This window comes from Nostoc sp. UCD121 (genome assembly GCF_014222285.1).
In the GTDB taxonomy this organism is placed as follows: Bacteria; Cyanobacteriota; Cyanobacteriia; order Cyanobacteriales; family Nostocaceae; genus Nostoc.
This window is the reverse complement of sequence record NZ_JACKZS010000025.1, coordinates 17,696-31,318: the sequence shown is the minus strand read 5'-3', so window position 1 is coordinate 31,318 and position 13,623 is coordinate 17,696. Positions and strand designations below refer to the sequence as shown.

The following is a 13,623-nucleotide window of genomic DNA, read 5'->3' as shown; positions in this document are numbered from 1 at the left end:
CTTAACCAAACAATATTGGTTTCTCTTCAACTCAAAGCTACCGTGTACACACAAATCTTTTAGAATTACTGCGTAACGTAGAGTAGATTAATTTTTACAAGTCAATGCAACAAAAGTACAAGTCGATGCATCAAAGGTGCAAGTCGATGCATCAAAGGTGCAAGTCGATGCATCAAAGGTGCATTACCTCGTAGCCCACTGCGAGAGAGCAGCTTTTACGTAGTAAAGCCAGGGAAAGATTTTTTTGCAGTTACTTAGGCAGACACTATATGAACCTTCAAATTCACGTATTGTCAATCGTCGCTTTTGCCCTAATTAACCAATCAGCATCATTAGCGCAAATTTTTCGACCAGATGAGTCTCCTAAACGGTCTAGCGCCAATAAACAAGCATATTTCAAATCCCAAATTGGCGTATTGAGGCAAATTTTGATTTCAGGAATTGCTCGTGAATCACCCAATTCACCAAGAGCGATCGCACATGCCGCGCGAGATTTCTGAAATTGGGGTTCGCGGTTGTGGAGGTTTTCTATTAACAAATTGTAGGCGGGAGCATATTTCAGCCAGCCGAAAAGTTTCATGACATGATAATGAGCGCCATAATCGTTATATGCTTTATCCCCATAAGTTGTTAAAAGTGCTTGAGGTGCTTCTTGGGGATAGATATCTAATAAAGTTTTTGTCGCTAAATAGCAGCGTCCAAAATCGGTTTCGTAGAGTTCATTAATGACAAAATCTAATACAGGGGTAGCGTCATACTCATGTACTAAATCAAGGTCGTTAGGATGATCGGAAAGTACTTGTTCTAAGTAAGGTTGAATTTCTGTAAAGGTAATTTTACCACTGGGAACGCCTGCATCCAAAAGCATTCGCAATCCTCGCAAGCGAAACACCAAAGATACAGGACAACGGGCAATTTCTGGGATGGCTTTGTAGTAGCGTGCATCAATCAAGTCTTGAATGCAACCCCGCCGTGCATTGACGCTAGAACTTTGCAGCAGCGCCATCACCTCAGTTATTTGGGAATAGTCACCGCTAAAACGACAAACTGTAGCGATCGCAGCACTGCGCGTAGGTTCATCTTCAGCTTCAGTAAATTTATTTACACGTTCCAAAGACGGCTGATAATCAGCATTAGCTAAAGTGTGAATAATAACTCGATAAATTTGACCTGGTTTATCAAGCAATTGCGCCACTTCTTCGAGAATATCTGGATCTTTAGTCCCGATTTCCCCGATCGCCCACACGGTATTTTCAACAGTATAAATATCATTATCTTTAAGACATTGCCGAATTACAGGTAAAGCTGATTCCGCCTGCAATCGCCCCAAGCTTTCCACAGCCTTGCGTCGGACAATGCGATGGTCTAACTCATCAGGGTTACTAGTTTCAATCGCTCGTACCAAAGCCGCGATCGACTGTTCAGTGGGATAATTAATCAGATGGGAAACAGCAATATACTTATCAGAAGCGTCTTCGAGTTGTTCTAATGGTGTATCGATAATTGCGATCGCTTGTTCTTCTGTTAGCCCAAACATTTTAAAAAAACGTTTATCCATTGATCTATAAATGGCTCGTGGATAATTGCTCAGAGGTCACGTTTACTATCGTACTAGGGACTGGGGACTGCAAAATTTTTTTGTGTAAGCTCTGTTAGATGAAAGTTGCTATGTCTAACGACAAGCCGCTTTCCGTCTTCGTAGCTATCTTAAAATGATAGAAGTCCGATAATACTCATATTTGATTTTTGCAAAGCTAGTGTTCTATCGCCTTAAATTTGAGGGATAAGAGAACGAACCGCAAAGGACGCAAAGAGCGCAGAGGAAGAAGGAAAGAAGAGAAATTGAAATTTGATTCACCTATCAGAATTAATGGGACAGACTACTAGGGACAAAAAAAGTCTTCTTCACCGTTGCCTATTGACTTTTTACTCTTGCTTATTGCTTTTTAGGCTAAACTAAATCCCCAATAAAAGCGGATACCTATATATGAATGATTATTTAGATGATTACGAATTTAATAACCTCGATTTTTACAGAAAAAATCATGGGTTACAGCTTTATTACAACTGGTCTGGGGAAATTTGGTGGCAAGAAACACCAGACAAGGCAAAAGAAAAATTATTCTCTATTATTGGGATGAATGCTACCAAAGTATTTCTCAAACCCGATCCTGAACATGGCGAAGTCGGGTATCGCATCAATAGAGAGTTGGGTTTATTTTGTGATCCAGATACTCAAGAAATTCTGCACTTTTGGCAGTCACCAACAGCAAGTCAACCAGTACCAGTAGTTCACATTGCTAACCGCATTGTCCAAGGCTCAGTCAAACCAAAGAAATCTGTTATACCCAAAGGTAAGGGATATATTACCTCGGTTATGGAAATTCCTTTAGAATACCCACATCCTTTAGCAGGAGATAGTAAATATTCAGATTATTGCCCTGGAGAAAAGTTTAAGGGAGTTGAGTACTTTATATCAAATACTTGCCGACCTGATGCCACTGAAGTCCCTCCGGCAAAATGGGCGAGAGACTGTCCTTGGTTGCCCTGGATGAAGTTAGGATATGCTCATCCAGCTAAATTAAGATTTGAAACAACAATATTTAGAGTAGATTCTTTTGAGCAGCTTCATCCTAGCTTGGTCGAGTTGGTAAGGAAAAAAGTACCAATTTATGAGTTCACGCCAACAGAAAGTGATGAGCCCAATGTGACGAGCATTCAATACTTTAAGAAAAATTTTGAATCCTACTTGCGAGGAGATATTTTCCCACTCAAGGAAACATCTTAAAATAATTGGAAATTGGGAACTTGTACTGAGCGAAGTCGAAGTATTGAGAATGGAGAATTGGGAATTGTGCGAAACTTAGATCAAAAGCTCTAATTGAGTCCGACTTTTGAAGATTTCTATCAAAAAGCTTTACCAGTGGTAACGCAATCTGAGAAGATCGGAATATATGCGTTTGTCAGCGACTTGTTAGTTACCTCTTGCCAATTATGCAATTTTATGTATCTGCTAAGTGCTGATCTTTAGCGAGTAACCCAATACAAACGATAGTTGAACACTGACTACAGATCATTTATATAAACACGCATTTAGGAAACAAAAGTTATGGATGAAACCTCAGAACTCACAACAACTGATAACATAACCCCTCAAGATGTCGCCGAAGTGATTGCAGAACTTGAGCTATATCGGGAACGTCTAGTTCAAGAAACTACAGAAACAGCAAAACGGGCGAAGTTGATGAGGGTAAATGTTATGGCACAACTAGAGCCTGAACTTGCCAAAATTGATTCTGCCCTACAAGAACTCCGTAATCAGCAAGCTGCTCTGAGTGTCAATAACTAGTAATCCATTTAGCTATAAGTCATAATGCTCGAATCGAAAACTCAATCCGGAGAAGATTCGTTACATCTTTCCCAGGCAGAAACTGATGCAATACTAGCAGCAGTTAATGAGCAATTAGCCTTAAACTCCTTCAACCCTGATGACCAAGAGCTACTCAAGCAGATGATTGAGAGTATGGGAGACTCACGGGGGATGGTTAGGTTGAGTTTTGCAGAGGCGTTGGGTAAAGTCGGTAAACCAGCGACCCCTTTGTTAATGGAAGCTGTGGCAAATCACCCCAACCCAGTTGTACGCAGAGCCAGTGCCAAAACCCTGACACTGATTGCCGATCCGATCGCAGTTCCCACTTTGGTTAATGCTCTCCTAAATGATGAAGATACAGTGGTCAAAACCTCTGCGGTAGGAGGACTTGCCAAAATCGGTGAGGCAGCTGTGCCAGCATTGCTGAAAATTTTAGCGTCAACTGAGTATCCAGAAAGTGCTAAAGGACATGCTGTGTGGGCGCTGGGATTTATTGGAGCAGAGGCGAAGGAGCATTTATATCGAGAAATTAACTCAGACTCGGCTGATGTTCGCGCTGCGGTGGTGGGTGCGATCGCTAAAATTGCTGAAGAAGGTACTGAAGAAGGAGCATTTCACATTCTGGTGAACGCTCTCACTGATTCATCCCTAATGGTGCGGTGTGAAGCGGCATCTGCTTTGGGCAGTCTGGCTTATCAACCAGCGATTCCTAATCTAGTTGAGTTACTGCTTCATCCCGATTGGGAAACTCGAAAAGCGGCGGCTCTGGCATTAATGAAAATTGGCGATCGCACTGCTTTAGAACCCTTACAAGTTGCATTAACCCAAGAACAGGAAGCAGGAGTTCAGGTGGTGATCGAGTTGGCGATTTCTCAAATTGAGAGACAGTTAGAGGAAAATGCTTGGTAATGACCAGTACTTTTGACCAATTTGCTTATAGCAGTCTACTGGCTGAAATTGCTCCCAAGATAATTTAGACAGAAGAAGAGTGCGATCGCTATCCTCTTTTATAATTAATCACCTGATCTAATCGGGGCAAAGCACTCACTGCTGATTCACGAACATACGTATCGGCAGATTCATCATTAGTTAATGCTGTCAACACTTCCACTGCCCGCATATCACCCATCGAACCCAGTGCATTAACAATTGCCACAGCCAGCGCAACATTATCTATTGTTTTCAGAGCCTCAGTCAAAATCTCAAAGGCAGGAGAACCAATTTCACCCAGTGCCATTACAGATGCAATATAGACAACCGCATTTGGATCGTTGAGCGCTGTTTTTAATCCCTGTAAGCCCTCATCCGGGAAAGGAACATCGGGATGGTTCGCAGCAACCTGTGCCAGAGCCTTAGCACAACTGCCCCGAATGGTTGCATTCTCGCTATTTACTAATGAATCTACCAATGATGGGACAGCATCTGTACCAATAGCACCCAGTGCCTTAACAGCAGCACGACGGTAAGTCACATCTTCTTCATCCAAAATACCCATCAGGCGAGAAATAGTATTTTCATCCCGAACCTCAGCCAGTTCCCACATGGCTCGTTCCCGCAGATTAGGGTTGGGGTGTTTCAACTGTTCAAATAATGAATCTATTGTCATAAAAGAAAATTTTCCTGTTGAAATCCCCCAAGTTCAATCATTAATTACGAATTACGAATTACAAACTACGAACTTGTACTGAGCGTAGCCGTAAAGCCTGCGGCATAGCTACGCTTAGGGTGCAGCCTCTCGTAGAGAAGTATTACGAATTAGTTACAACTGAGGGACTCTTGATCAATCACTCAACCAGATAGAGGCAAAGCAACAGACTGAGAGTCCCTGAGTTTTAGAGTATAACGATCGCTCGTCTACGTCTAGTCAATCCCTATTACTATGAAAGGGAGTTGATTACGTAGTCGAGAAGAGCGCGGAACTCACCTAATGCTTGAGGAGACATATCACGAGGAGAACAAGCGCGATCGCGAGTGTAGGTCAATGCGGTAACGTAGGGAGCAGTAGGCAGACCCAAAGAGCGGTAAACTTCACGAGCGCCTGCAATACCCCACTCATCCAGAGGGCCAGTACCGCCCACAACTAAGCTGTAGTTGATCAAGCGTAGGTAGTGCTTGATGTCGCGGAAGCACTTGTCTTTCTTAACTTGAGTGTCGCCAGCTTCACCTTCTTGGGTCAAGTAAGGATATTTCTTAAAAGCAGCATCATAAGCTTCTTTAGCGACTGCATCAATACCAGCAGCCAACTTTTCAGCAGCTTCTAAACGAGCGCTAGCACGTTGAATACTACCTTGAACGGATTCTAGATCAGAGGTGGTTGGAAAACGACCTGCTGCATCAGCAGATCCAATAACCGTAGTGATAACTGATTTCATTGCTTTTTATACTCCAGATTAGATGTGATCGGGTTTTGTATTTCAGTTGGCTTGACTAATAGGCTTAAGACATTAGCGATTAGCAATTAGCTCAGAGCAGAAATAACGCGATCGAAGTAGCTAGCAGCTTCAGCAGCTAGAGCAGAGCAGTCGCCTTGAGGAGTGTCAATCTTGCGGAATTTTTTGCCAGCGTTAGCTTCAGTGTTGGTGTTGGTGATGTGAGCGACGCTGATAGCCTTCAGGATTTGGAAAGCACGTACAGAAGATCCAGTAGGTACGCCCAAAGCTGTGTAGGTTTCTTTCAGACCGTTCAAAGCGCGATCGTCTAATACAGAAGAATCGCCAGCTAACAACGCATAGGTTACATAGCGCAGAACGATTTCAGCATCACGTAGGCAAGCAGCCATCCGACGAGTGGGGTATAAGTTACCACCAGCTTGAAGCAAACCTGTGTTTTCACAAGCAATGCCAGCAATGGCATCAGAAACTGCACAGCTAGCGTTGCTGGCGATCGCATTCACAGCATCAAGGCGCTTGTTGCCTTCAGCAATGAAAGACTTAAGCGCTGCTAAGTCAGCACCACCAATAGGAGCGGTTTTGGCATCAGCCGCAATTACAGCTCTGGAAAAAGCATCAAGAACCATGAGTTCTCCTTAATATTCACAAATGGCGGATATTATTTCTGGCGTGTTCTCGATCAGAATTAACTGCGAGTAGCCAAACAAAAACATAGGGGATCAATAGTGCCCTAGTCTTTACTATGAGAGACAAAGTAATAATCTGTAATATTTAATTTGGGAATTGGGAATGGGGAATGATTATTCCCTATTCTTTTCTGCTCACTGCTACGTGCCTCTTCGCAATTCCCAAATAATTAAGACTTACGCATTTCAACGGAACTCTGCCACTGCGTAAGTCTTAAGGAAAAAATATTCTTTTTTTATTCGATCAAGCTTGTTTTAAAAGATGTTTGACCAAATTATCTTTTACCATCATCTGCCGTAAAACTTCTAATAAAAATTCTTGAGCTTCTTGTTGACTCAAATTCTTTACTTGGTCTTTCAAGTTTTGTAAGCGAAACTGTTGCTCTAATGTTAATTCGACTGGAAAATCCATCATTACACTCCTCTGATTGACTGAATCGAAGGTATCGGTTGTTACTAGTAATGTGAAGACGATCGCTTTCAAATATTTTAGCACTTAGATATTAAACTGTCTATATTGTCAAGCTATAAGTAATCACCACCATAAAAATTTACAATAGTGTAACAACATCTCTATCTAACCCTTCATAGGAAGTTTGTTGAAGCTGATCGCTAATCGCTGTAATGTTTAGAATGTTTATATACCAATAACTGTAAAAATAAAAAACACGTATAACATCATCCGCAGGAGTCATAAGTAGGAGTCAGAAGATTGATAGACGCAATGGAATTTTTTCAGCTAAGTGCTGGTAAGTGGCGATCGCAACGAGCAACTCATCATCTGGCGTTCAAGCGCTCAGAGACGGGAGAATCGGATATACAGGTAGAAACTCTGGAAGCCAATCATCCAGAAATCATTGAACTGTGCCAGTATCACGAAATTGACCCCAGCCTTTCAGTAGGAGGGTCACGTGTGCGTTGGCTAGGCACAATGGCTTGGGATAGAGAGAATGAAGAGAACCATCAGGGGAAAACTATATTTGCGATCGTGCCTGATGAGGATAACCCCAGGGCTGGCAAATTACTGCGCGAAAGAGGTTATGCCGAAATAGTGCCTGTAGTTGGTCTTTTTCACATGGATGATGAAGATGGATTAGTATTGACAACCGAATATGAAACAATGAGTTCCATTGAAAGATTCTGGTTTGCCAGCCCAAATATGCGACTGCGAACCAGTACAGTAAAACGCTTTGGTGGCTTCAGCACGGCATCATTTTGTACCGAAAGCCGCATTGAAGGTTCTATTGAGGTTCCCAATACAGAACAGGTGACATCCGCACAAGGACAGGATGTAGAAAAAAGACAATTTTATTCAGTTTTGGGCTGGTGAATTATCTCAAGCAGAGTGATGCTTTTATTCGTGGGCAAGATTATCTGCATCGGGTGCAGAGACTTGCCCTAGAGCCGGGGATGGTGGATGTGTTCGATAACCTGCGCGATCGCATCCCCATTTGTACTTGGATTGGCGAAAATATTAACACCGTAAACGCTCAGATCAACGCTTATTTAGAAGTTTGTCATGAGTGTTTTCATCCGCAAGAGCGTCGCCATATCCAAATTTTTGCAGTGCCCATAGCTCAATCTTTTGGTATAGACGGGCTGTGCAATATTCTCACAAATCCAATCACTATTTTGGTAGATGTTGGTCGAGTTGCACCTAAAGACTGGTTTGGTGTAGTCGTCCACGAATATGCTCATGCCCATCTAGGAGACTTTGGTCACAATCAGCAGTTTGCTAGCATCCTATCTCATCTATGTTTAGGACTGGGATTAGAACCACCCTACTGGGAGGAAGGAATGGAAACAACTTTGCGTAGCTGGCCTTACTGTAAGTCAACCATAGATCCCCTGGAATTTTGGATAGGTGGTTGAAGGGGGCAGGGGGCAGGGGGATAGGGAATAATCAATGCCTATTGCCCAATTCCCAATTCCCAATCCTTGATTAATTTCTTTTGCAAAATGTTAAATTTTATTGCTTCAATTAAAAAAAGTGAAACTCAATCTTCTAATCTGAAATATGCGAATAAAATTTTTTAGTCATTTACAGTAACTATTAAGCTGGAAGTTGCACTACTTTTTTTTATTGATTAGCTATGAGTTAAATCCAGTGTGCTAATCGTTTTTCATACCAATACTTAAAATCACCCTTAGTTAAGTTTCGTGAAAATTTATCAGAATCTGAGGTTCTGATACAACTACTCCCTTAATATGTGATTTAAAGTTGTTAACTTTAATTAAGAACATGGAGGCTTTAGAATGGCAATTCCTCTGTTAGAATATCAACCTTCAAGTCAAAACCAGCGTGTTGCTGGATATGAAGTACCGGGTGATGAACAGCCCAGGATTTTTACTACAGACAATATCCTGTCTCCATCAGATTTAGGCGATCTGATTGAAGCAGCATATCGTCAACTTTTCTTTTATGCTTTTGCTGCCGATCGCGAAACATATTTAGAGTCCCAACTCCGTAATGGACAAATTACAGTACGGGACTTTGTTCGTGGATTGGTGCTTTCCGATACCTTTAAGAGAAGCTTCTACGACCTCAATAATAATTACCGCTTTGTTGAGCAAGTAATTCAGCGCGTTCTAGGACGCGACCCATATAACGAGCGGGAAAAAATCGCTTGGTCTATTGTGGTCGCTACCAAGGGTATTGTAGGCTTTGTTGATGAAGTTCTCAACACTGAAGAGTACCTGAGCAATTTTGGATATTCCACAGTGCCCTATCAGCGCCGTCGGATACTACCATCTCAATCTACAGGTGAGTTACCATTTAACATCAAATCTCCGCGATACGAAGATTACCACCGTGCCAAACTGGGTTTCCCCCAAATCATTTGGCAGGTCGAAGTACGCAGATTCCTTCCACAAGAGCAAAAGCCAAAAGCTGGCGATCCAGCTCTATTCTTGACTATGGCACAAAGTGTCAATGCGACTGGCAACACGCCACAAAGAATCTCGTCATTCAACATCGATATCGAAAAGTCTGTACCTTATCGCCAGTTAGCTGGAATTAAGTAACGATTTTTGGTCGGCGGCTGTCTCGTACATCGCTTTGATCATTTTATAGCGTGCATGAGTCTTGGGTTATGTAGGAGTTTCATTTAGGTATAACTAGTGAAACAGACTCTATCCCATGTCTAATGCACGCTAGTTGTTAATGGGAATTGGGAATTGGGAATTGGGAATTGGGTATGGTTTTTTGTTAATGCCCAATGTTTGTAAAATAGTGTGCTTTGTATGCCTGGGATGAGCTAAAGTGTAGTTCGTCTTTTTAGCATCTCTAAAAGTTTTGTAAATTGGGGGGGAGGGGTAGCTGTCACCTCAATCATCTCGCCGGATAGGGGATGCTGTAATCTTAGCCGCCAAGCGTGTAGTGCTTGACCGGACAAATTTACGCCCACTGAATGACCAGAACTATAAACTGGGTCGCCGACAATGGGATTACCCATTTTGGCGCTATGCACACGAATTTGATGGGTGCGTCCAGTTTCTAGTTGGAAACGAATTAAAGTGAAATTACCGAGGCGTTCTAATACTTGCCAATGAGTGACGGCAGATCGTCCGCCTTGTTCAATAGGCATAATAGCCATTTTCTTGCGGTCTTGTGGATGGCGACCAATGGGTAAGTCAATTGTGCCACTCTCAACTTTTGGCGCACCGTAAACCACGCCTAAGTATTCTCTGCGTGCGGTTTTAGCTTTGAGTTGAGCTTGTAGGTGATGATGGGCAACTTCTGTTTTTGCGATCGCAATTGCTCCCGTAGTATCCTTATCCAATCGATGCACAATTCCCGGACGTTGGACTCCGCCAATCCCTGGTAAATTGGGACAGTGAGCCAATAAAGCATTTACCAGCGTGCCATCTGGATGACCGGGTGCGGGATGGACAACTAAGCCTGCGGGTTTGTTGAGAATAAGTAATTGGTCATCTTCGTAGAGGATATCTAAAGGGATATCTTCTGCTAGCAGTTCTAGGGGTTGTGCTTCTGGTATTTCTAGAGTGATGCGATCGCCTAGCTTGATATTAATCTTCTTAGATGTGCAAACTTTGTCATTAAGTTGGACGTTACCCTGTTCGATTAACTGTTGGATGCGCGAACGGGATAAATCTGGTAATTCTTGGGAAAGGAAACGGTCAATGCGATCGCCTTTAGTGTCGGTGCAGTGTATCGTATTACTGGAGGGAAGTAAGCTAGGTGCTGCATCCTCTATATGAGAAGACAAGCATTCGCCCTTGGCGTTGGCGCAGCCATTGCTATTTTCTTGGATTTGTAAATTAAATTCGGTCACAATTGCTCTGGATTATTAATTCCCCGTTCTTTAAGTAAAGCGCGGAATCTCTTTATTTGGGTGGTTAGAAACCTAGTCTACACAAGCAAAACCGAAAGAGGTGGGTTTTAAAACCTTAATTTGGACTGAAATTTTGTTTGTACAGAGGTAAATTCTCTCCATCTCTCCTCCGTGTTCTCCGCGCCTCTGCGGTTCGTTATTCTTCTAAATCTATAACTTCTTGCGGCAACTCAAACAAACCATCTTCCGCAGCTTCAAAATCAACCACCTGATACACAGCATCAATATTTAACTCACCATAAATGTGAGGAAATAATTCGCCAATTTCAGCCTCTTCATAACGAATTTCAGCTTCTGCTTTCTCAGAATCAATAAAAAGTAGTACTAAATCTTTTTGACTATTAAAAAATCTCTTTGCAACTTTGAGTATTTGCGTTGATTTGGAACAATGTATAAAACCTTCACTCTCTAATGAATCAGCGCGATATGTGCCGAGATTTTTTGCTTGTTCCCATTGTTGGCGTTTGGTAATGTGGAGAATGGTGTTCATAGATAATCTAGGAATTGCTGCATCTTGTAATATTTTCAGAAAATCCTCGAAATTTGTAAAGTCTTTAATTACTCTTGTAGCGCCTACACTTGTTAATTTTTTATCACCTATCCCAATAAAAGCAATACTCAAGCCATAGGCTGCTTTTACATCCCAAACACCATCACCGACAAAAACGACTTTCTGAAATTTTTCAACTTGATAAAACTTCTCTGCTTTGATAATAGCTGTTTTAATAATATCTTCTCGTGAAAGTGCATCATTAGCTGAAGCCAAGGGGATACCTTCTATTTCTAAGTTAGCTTTTTGAAGTTTTAGTTTAGCAGACTCACGCCACCCACCAGTTGCGATCGCAACACCCCAATCAGGGTTTAGCTGTAAACTAGCTAATATATTTGCAGCACCAGGAATTTCATTGAATAAATCTTGGTTGTTAATAAAAGCTTCCTGAAGTAGACTAACAAAACGTGCCTTTAGTCTTACTAACTCTTCACTTAAAGGAAGACGTTCTAATTTTTCTTGGAAAATTTGCTGGGTAATTCCAGAATCTGTGGTGTATCTGTATTCAGTCCAATTTGTATTTATACCAAAAATACCAAATTCTAATGCAAGAGCGCGTACAAAACAATTTTCATCAATTTTGTATGTATTTGTTAGTGTACTATCAACATCAAAAATTACTAATTGCATATAAGCGATCGCTCTAAAAAATTATTGTTTAAAATATCATACCCAGACACGCAAATACAAAGTTTTTCTTTACGTTTTTGGGTAAAATGATCATTCTACAAATTTGACGGAATACAAACATCTGGCGCGCACAACCCAATAAATTCTAACGTTGTTACCTCAAAGGTATTCAAATCTACGTGGCGGATAGAGTGGTTATTAGTATCAGCAATATATAGATATGAACCGCTAGCAGTCAATCCCGAAGGTTCAAAAAAACGAGTATTTTTACCTTGTCCATCCTGTAAACCAGCAGTACCATCTCCCAAAACTGTTTGACAATTGCCACTAGGACTAACTAATTTAATTTTGTGATTGTAGGTATCTGCTACCCACAAAAAATTTTGAGCAAATTCCACTCCTAAACAATGTTGTAAACGGACATCTTCACCTTGTCCATCAACGTCACCAAAACCAAATAAACCCCCACTACCGCAAACGGTTCGCACTTGATAAGGTTCTACAATTCCCACACCACGAATTGAACTAACTTCACTGTCAGCGATATATAATTCTTTTCCATCGGTGCTAATACCACTGGGTTGAGCAAAGGCAGATTCGGTAAGTGAACCATCAACGCAAGCTTCTGCACCAGTACCAGCATAAGTTTTAATCATGCTAGTTTCTAAATCCATTTCCCAGATTTGATGCGGCCCAGCCATTGCAATAAATAAGGTATTTCCCACTTTCACTAAATCCCAAGGAGAATTTAGCGGGGTTTCTAAACCAGCACCGCTATGAGGATGAATATTCCGGCTTTGTTCACCAGTTCCTGCGATCGCACTTACAACTTGACGCTTCAAGTCAACTCGCCGAAGGGTATGATTTTCTGTATCAGCAACATAAAGAATTTGATTTTCTGCATCATAAGCCATTCCTTGTGGTGCAAAAAACTGCGCTTCGTTAAAAGCACCATCGGTTAAGCCAGATTTTCCAGTACCAATTAAATGCAGAATTTCGCCGTCGAAGCTACTCATAATCAGGCGATGATGTCCAGAATCAGCGATGAACAAACCCGCTTCGGTAGCTAAAACTTTACCAGGAAAAGCTAGGGGAGTAATTAATGGCTGGCGCTGTTTTTCTAATATCAAACTAAGTTCTTGAAAATTAATCGTGCCTTTATCCTGGTGTTGCTGAATTAACTTGTGAATCAACTCGTCTAAAGTGTCACGGTTCCCTTCGCCAGAAATCTGAGCAATCACGTAACCTTCTGGATCAATAATTATTAAGGTAGGCCAAGCACGTACAGCATATTCTTCCCAAAGTCGAAAATTGCTGTCAACTATAACTGGGTGTTCAACGTCGTAGCGCAGGATAGCTTGGCGAATATTTTCTGTTTCTTTTTCGTTGTCAAATTTGGCAGAATGAACACCGATAACGGTAAGAATATCTTTATATTTCTGCTCTAAATATTTCAGGTTTGGCAGAATATGCAGACAATTTATACAGCAGTATGTCCAAAAGTCTAAAATTATGACTCTACCCTTGAGTTGTTTAAGAGACAAAGGTTTATCGGTATTAAGCCAAGAGTAATTTTGTGGTAATTCTGGCGCTCTAACACGGGGAAGCATAATAGTTCGTAATGACGCTCCTACGTCGCTAA

General features: G+C 41.6%; 14 protein-coding genes and 1 pseudogene. 6 read left to right on the top strand and 9 right to left on the bottom strand.

The genetic code is table 11. The features are described from left to right. Positions 1 to 283: 283 nt before the first annotated feature. A complete protein-coding gene (locus GNF10_RS08200) occupies positions 284 to 1,558 on the bottom strand; it encodes a HEAT repeat domain-containing protein (protein WP_185583808.1) in 1,275 nt (424 codons plus the stop codon). A 429-nt stretch (positions 1,559 to 1,987) separates the two neighbouring features. On the opposite strand from GNF10_RS08200, the gene GNF10_RS08195 reads away from it, so the two are divergent. The 3 genes from GNF10_RS08195 to GNF10_RS08185 all read left to right on the top strand — a co-directional run bounded on the left by GNF10_RS08195 (position 1,988) and on the right by GNF10_RS08185 (position 4,279). Beyond that, positions 1,988 to 2,788, top strand: coding sequence for a DUF1838 family protein (locus GNF10_RS08195; protein ID WP_185583806.1), 801 nt, complete (start codon positions 1,988 to 1,990; stop codon positions 2,786 to 2,788). A 321-nt stretch (positions 2,789 to 3,109) separates the two neighbouring features. After that, positions 3,110 to 3,349, top strand: coding sequence for a hypothetical protein (locus GNF10_RS08190; protein ID WP_185583804.1), 240 nt, complete (start codon positions 3,110 to 3,112; stop codon positions 3,347 to 3,349). Between the two features lie 24 nt (positions 3,350 to 3,373). After that, complete coding sequence (locus GNF10_RS08185) at positions 3,374 to 4,279, top strand: HEAT repeat domain-containing protein (RefSeq protein ID WP_185583802.1); 906 nt, start codon at positions 3,374 to 3,376, stop codon at positions 4,277 to 4,279. Between the two features lie 88 nt (positions 4,280 to 4,367). On the opposite strand, the gene GNF10_RS08180 is transcribed toward GNF10_RS08185, so the two are convergent. The 4 genes from GNF10_RS08180 to GNF10_RS08165 form a co-directional block, all read right to left on the bottom strand. Further along, entirely contained in the window at positions 4,368 to 4,976 is a 609-nt protein-coding gene (locus GNF10_RS08180; RefSeq protein ID WP_185583800.1) for a HEAT repeat domain-containing protein, read from the bottom strand. 271 nt (positions 4,977 to 5,247) lie between these two features. Further along, complete coding sequence (locus GNF10_RS08175; protein ID WP_185583798.1) at positions 5,248 to 5,742, bottom strand: bleomycin hydrolase; 495 nt, start codon at positions 5,740 to 5,742, stop codon at positions 5,248 to 5,250. Between the two features lie 86 nt (positions 5,743 to 5,828). Further along, positions 5,829 to 6,386, bottom strand: a complete 558-nt coding sequence (locus tag GNF10_RS08170) for a bleomycin hydrolase (RefSeq protein ID WP_012410162.1) — start codon at positions 6,384 to 6,386, stop codon at positions 5,829 to 5,831. Positions 6,387 to 6,690: 304 nt separating this feature from the next. Further along, a complete protein-coding gene (locus GNF10_RS08165) occupies positions 6,691 to 6,942 on the bottom strand; it encodes an NblA/ycf18 family protein (protein WP_311774132.1) in 252 nt (83 codons plus the stop codon). A 219-nt stretch (positions 6,943 to 7,161) separates the two neighbouring features. On the opposite strand from GNF10_RS08165, the gene GNF10_RS08160 reads away from it, so the two are divergent. The 3 genes from GNF10_RS08160 to GNF10_RS08150 all read left to right on the top strand — a co-directional run bounded on the left by GNF10_RS08160 (position 7,162) and on the right by GNF10_RS08150 (position 9,470). Then, a complete protein-coding gene (locus GNF10_RS08160; RefSeq protein ID WP_185583819.1) occupies positions 7,162 to 7,776 on the top strand; it encodes a phycobiliprotein lyase in 615 nt (204 codons plus the stop codon). Next, positions 7,773 to 8,318 (top strand): hypothetical protein, encoded by a 546-nt coding sequence (locus tag GNF10_RS08155; protein ID WP_185583796.1) that lies wholly within the window; start codon positions 7,773 to 7,775, stop codon positions 8,316 to 8,318. The genes GNF10_RS08160 and GNF10_RS08155 overlap by 4 nt, the downstream gene beginning before the upstream one ends. 384 nt (positions 8,319 to 8,702) lie before the next feature. Then, positions 8,703 to 9,470 carry a phycobilisome rod-core linker polypeptide gene (locus GNF10_RS08150; protein WP_185586354.1) on the top strand — a complete coding sequence of 256 codons (768 nt, stop codon included), beginning with the start codon at positions 8,703 to 8,705 and terminating at the stop codon, positions 9,468 to 9,470. 233 nt (positions 9,471 to 9,703) lie between these two features. Here GNF10_RS08150 and GNF10_RS08145 read toward each other — a convergent pair whose 3' ends face one another. From GNF10_RS08145 to GNF10_RS08135, 4 genes and pseudogenes are all read right to left on the bottom strand, one after another. After that, positions 9,704 to 10,621, bottom strand: a complete 918-nt coding sequence (locus GNF10_RS08145) for an RluA family pseudouridine synthase (protein ID WP_185586362.1) — start codon at positions 10,619 to 10,621, stop codon at positions 9,704 to 9,706. Positions 10,622 to 10,937: 316 nt separating this feature from the next. Further along, positions 10,938 to 11,291, bottom strand: a complete 354-nt coding sequence (locus GNF10_RS38420) for a DUF952 domain-containing protein (RefSeq protein ID WP_260445795.1) — start codon at positions 11,289 to 11,291, stop codon at positions 10,938 to 10,940. A gap of 123 nt (positions 11,292 to 11,414) precedes the next feature. Further along, positions 11,415 to 11,981: pseudogene (locus GNF10_RS38415) on the bottom strand (HAD family hydrolase); the annotation flags it as partial. Between the two features lie 95 nt (positions 11,982 to 12,076). Beyond that, complete coding sequence (locus GNF10_RS08135) at positions 12,077 to 13,591, bottom strand: thioredoxin-like domain-containing protein (RefSeq protein WP_185586356.1); 1,515 nt, start codon at positions 13,589 to 13,591, stop codon at positions 12,077 to 12,079. Positions 13,592 to 13,623: the final 32 nt, after the last annotated feature.

Bases quoted from the DNA above. Each gene is read 5' to 3' on its own strand.
- GNF10_RS08170 (WP_012410162.1), bottom strand. From the start codon at position 6,386: ATGGTTCTTGATGCTTTTTCCAGAGCTGTAATTGCGGCTGATGCCAAA.
- GNF10_RS38420 (WP_260445795.1), bottom strand. From the start codon at position 11,291: ATGAACACCATTCTCCACATTACCAAACGCCAACAATGGGAACAAGCA.
- GNF10_RS08135 (WP_185586356.1), bottom strand. From the start codon at position 13,591: ATGCTTCCCCGTGTTAGAGCGCCAGAATTACCACAAAATTACTCTTGG.
- GNF10_RS08190 (WP_185583804.1), top strand. From the start codon at position 3,110: ATGGATGAAACCTCAGAACTCACAACAACTGATAACATAACCCCTCAA.
- GNF10_RS08185 (WP_185583802.1), top strand. From the start codon at position 3,374: ATGCTCGAATCGAAAACTCAATCCGGAGAAGATTCGTTACATCTTTCC.
- GNF10_RS08175 (WP_185583798.1), bottom strand. From the start codon at position 5,742: ATGAAATCAGTTATCACTACGGTTATTGGATCTGCTGATGCAGCAGGT.
- GNF10_RS08195 (WP_185583806.1), top strand. From the start codon at position 1,988: ATGAATGATTATTTAGATGATTACGAATTTAATAACCTCGATTTTTAC.
- GNF10_RS08150 (WP_185586354.1), top strand. From the start codon at position 8,703: ATGGCAATTCCTCTGTTAGAATATCAACCTTCAAGTCAAAACCAGCGT.
- GNF10_RS08180 (WP_185583800.1), bottom strand. From the start codon at position 4,976: ATGACAATAGATTCATTATTTGAACAGTTGAAACACCCCAACCCTAAT.
- GNF10_RS08200 (WP_185583808.1), bottom strand. From the start codon at position 1,558: ATGGATAAACGTTTTTTTAAAATGTTTGGGCTAACAGAAGAACAAGCG.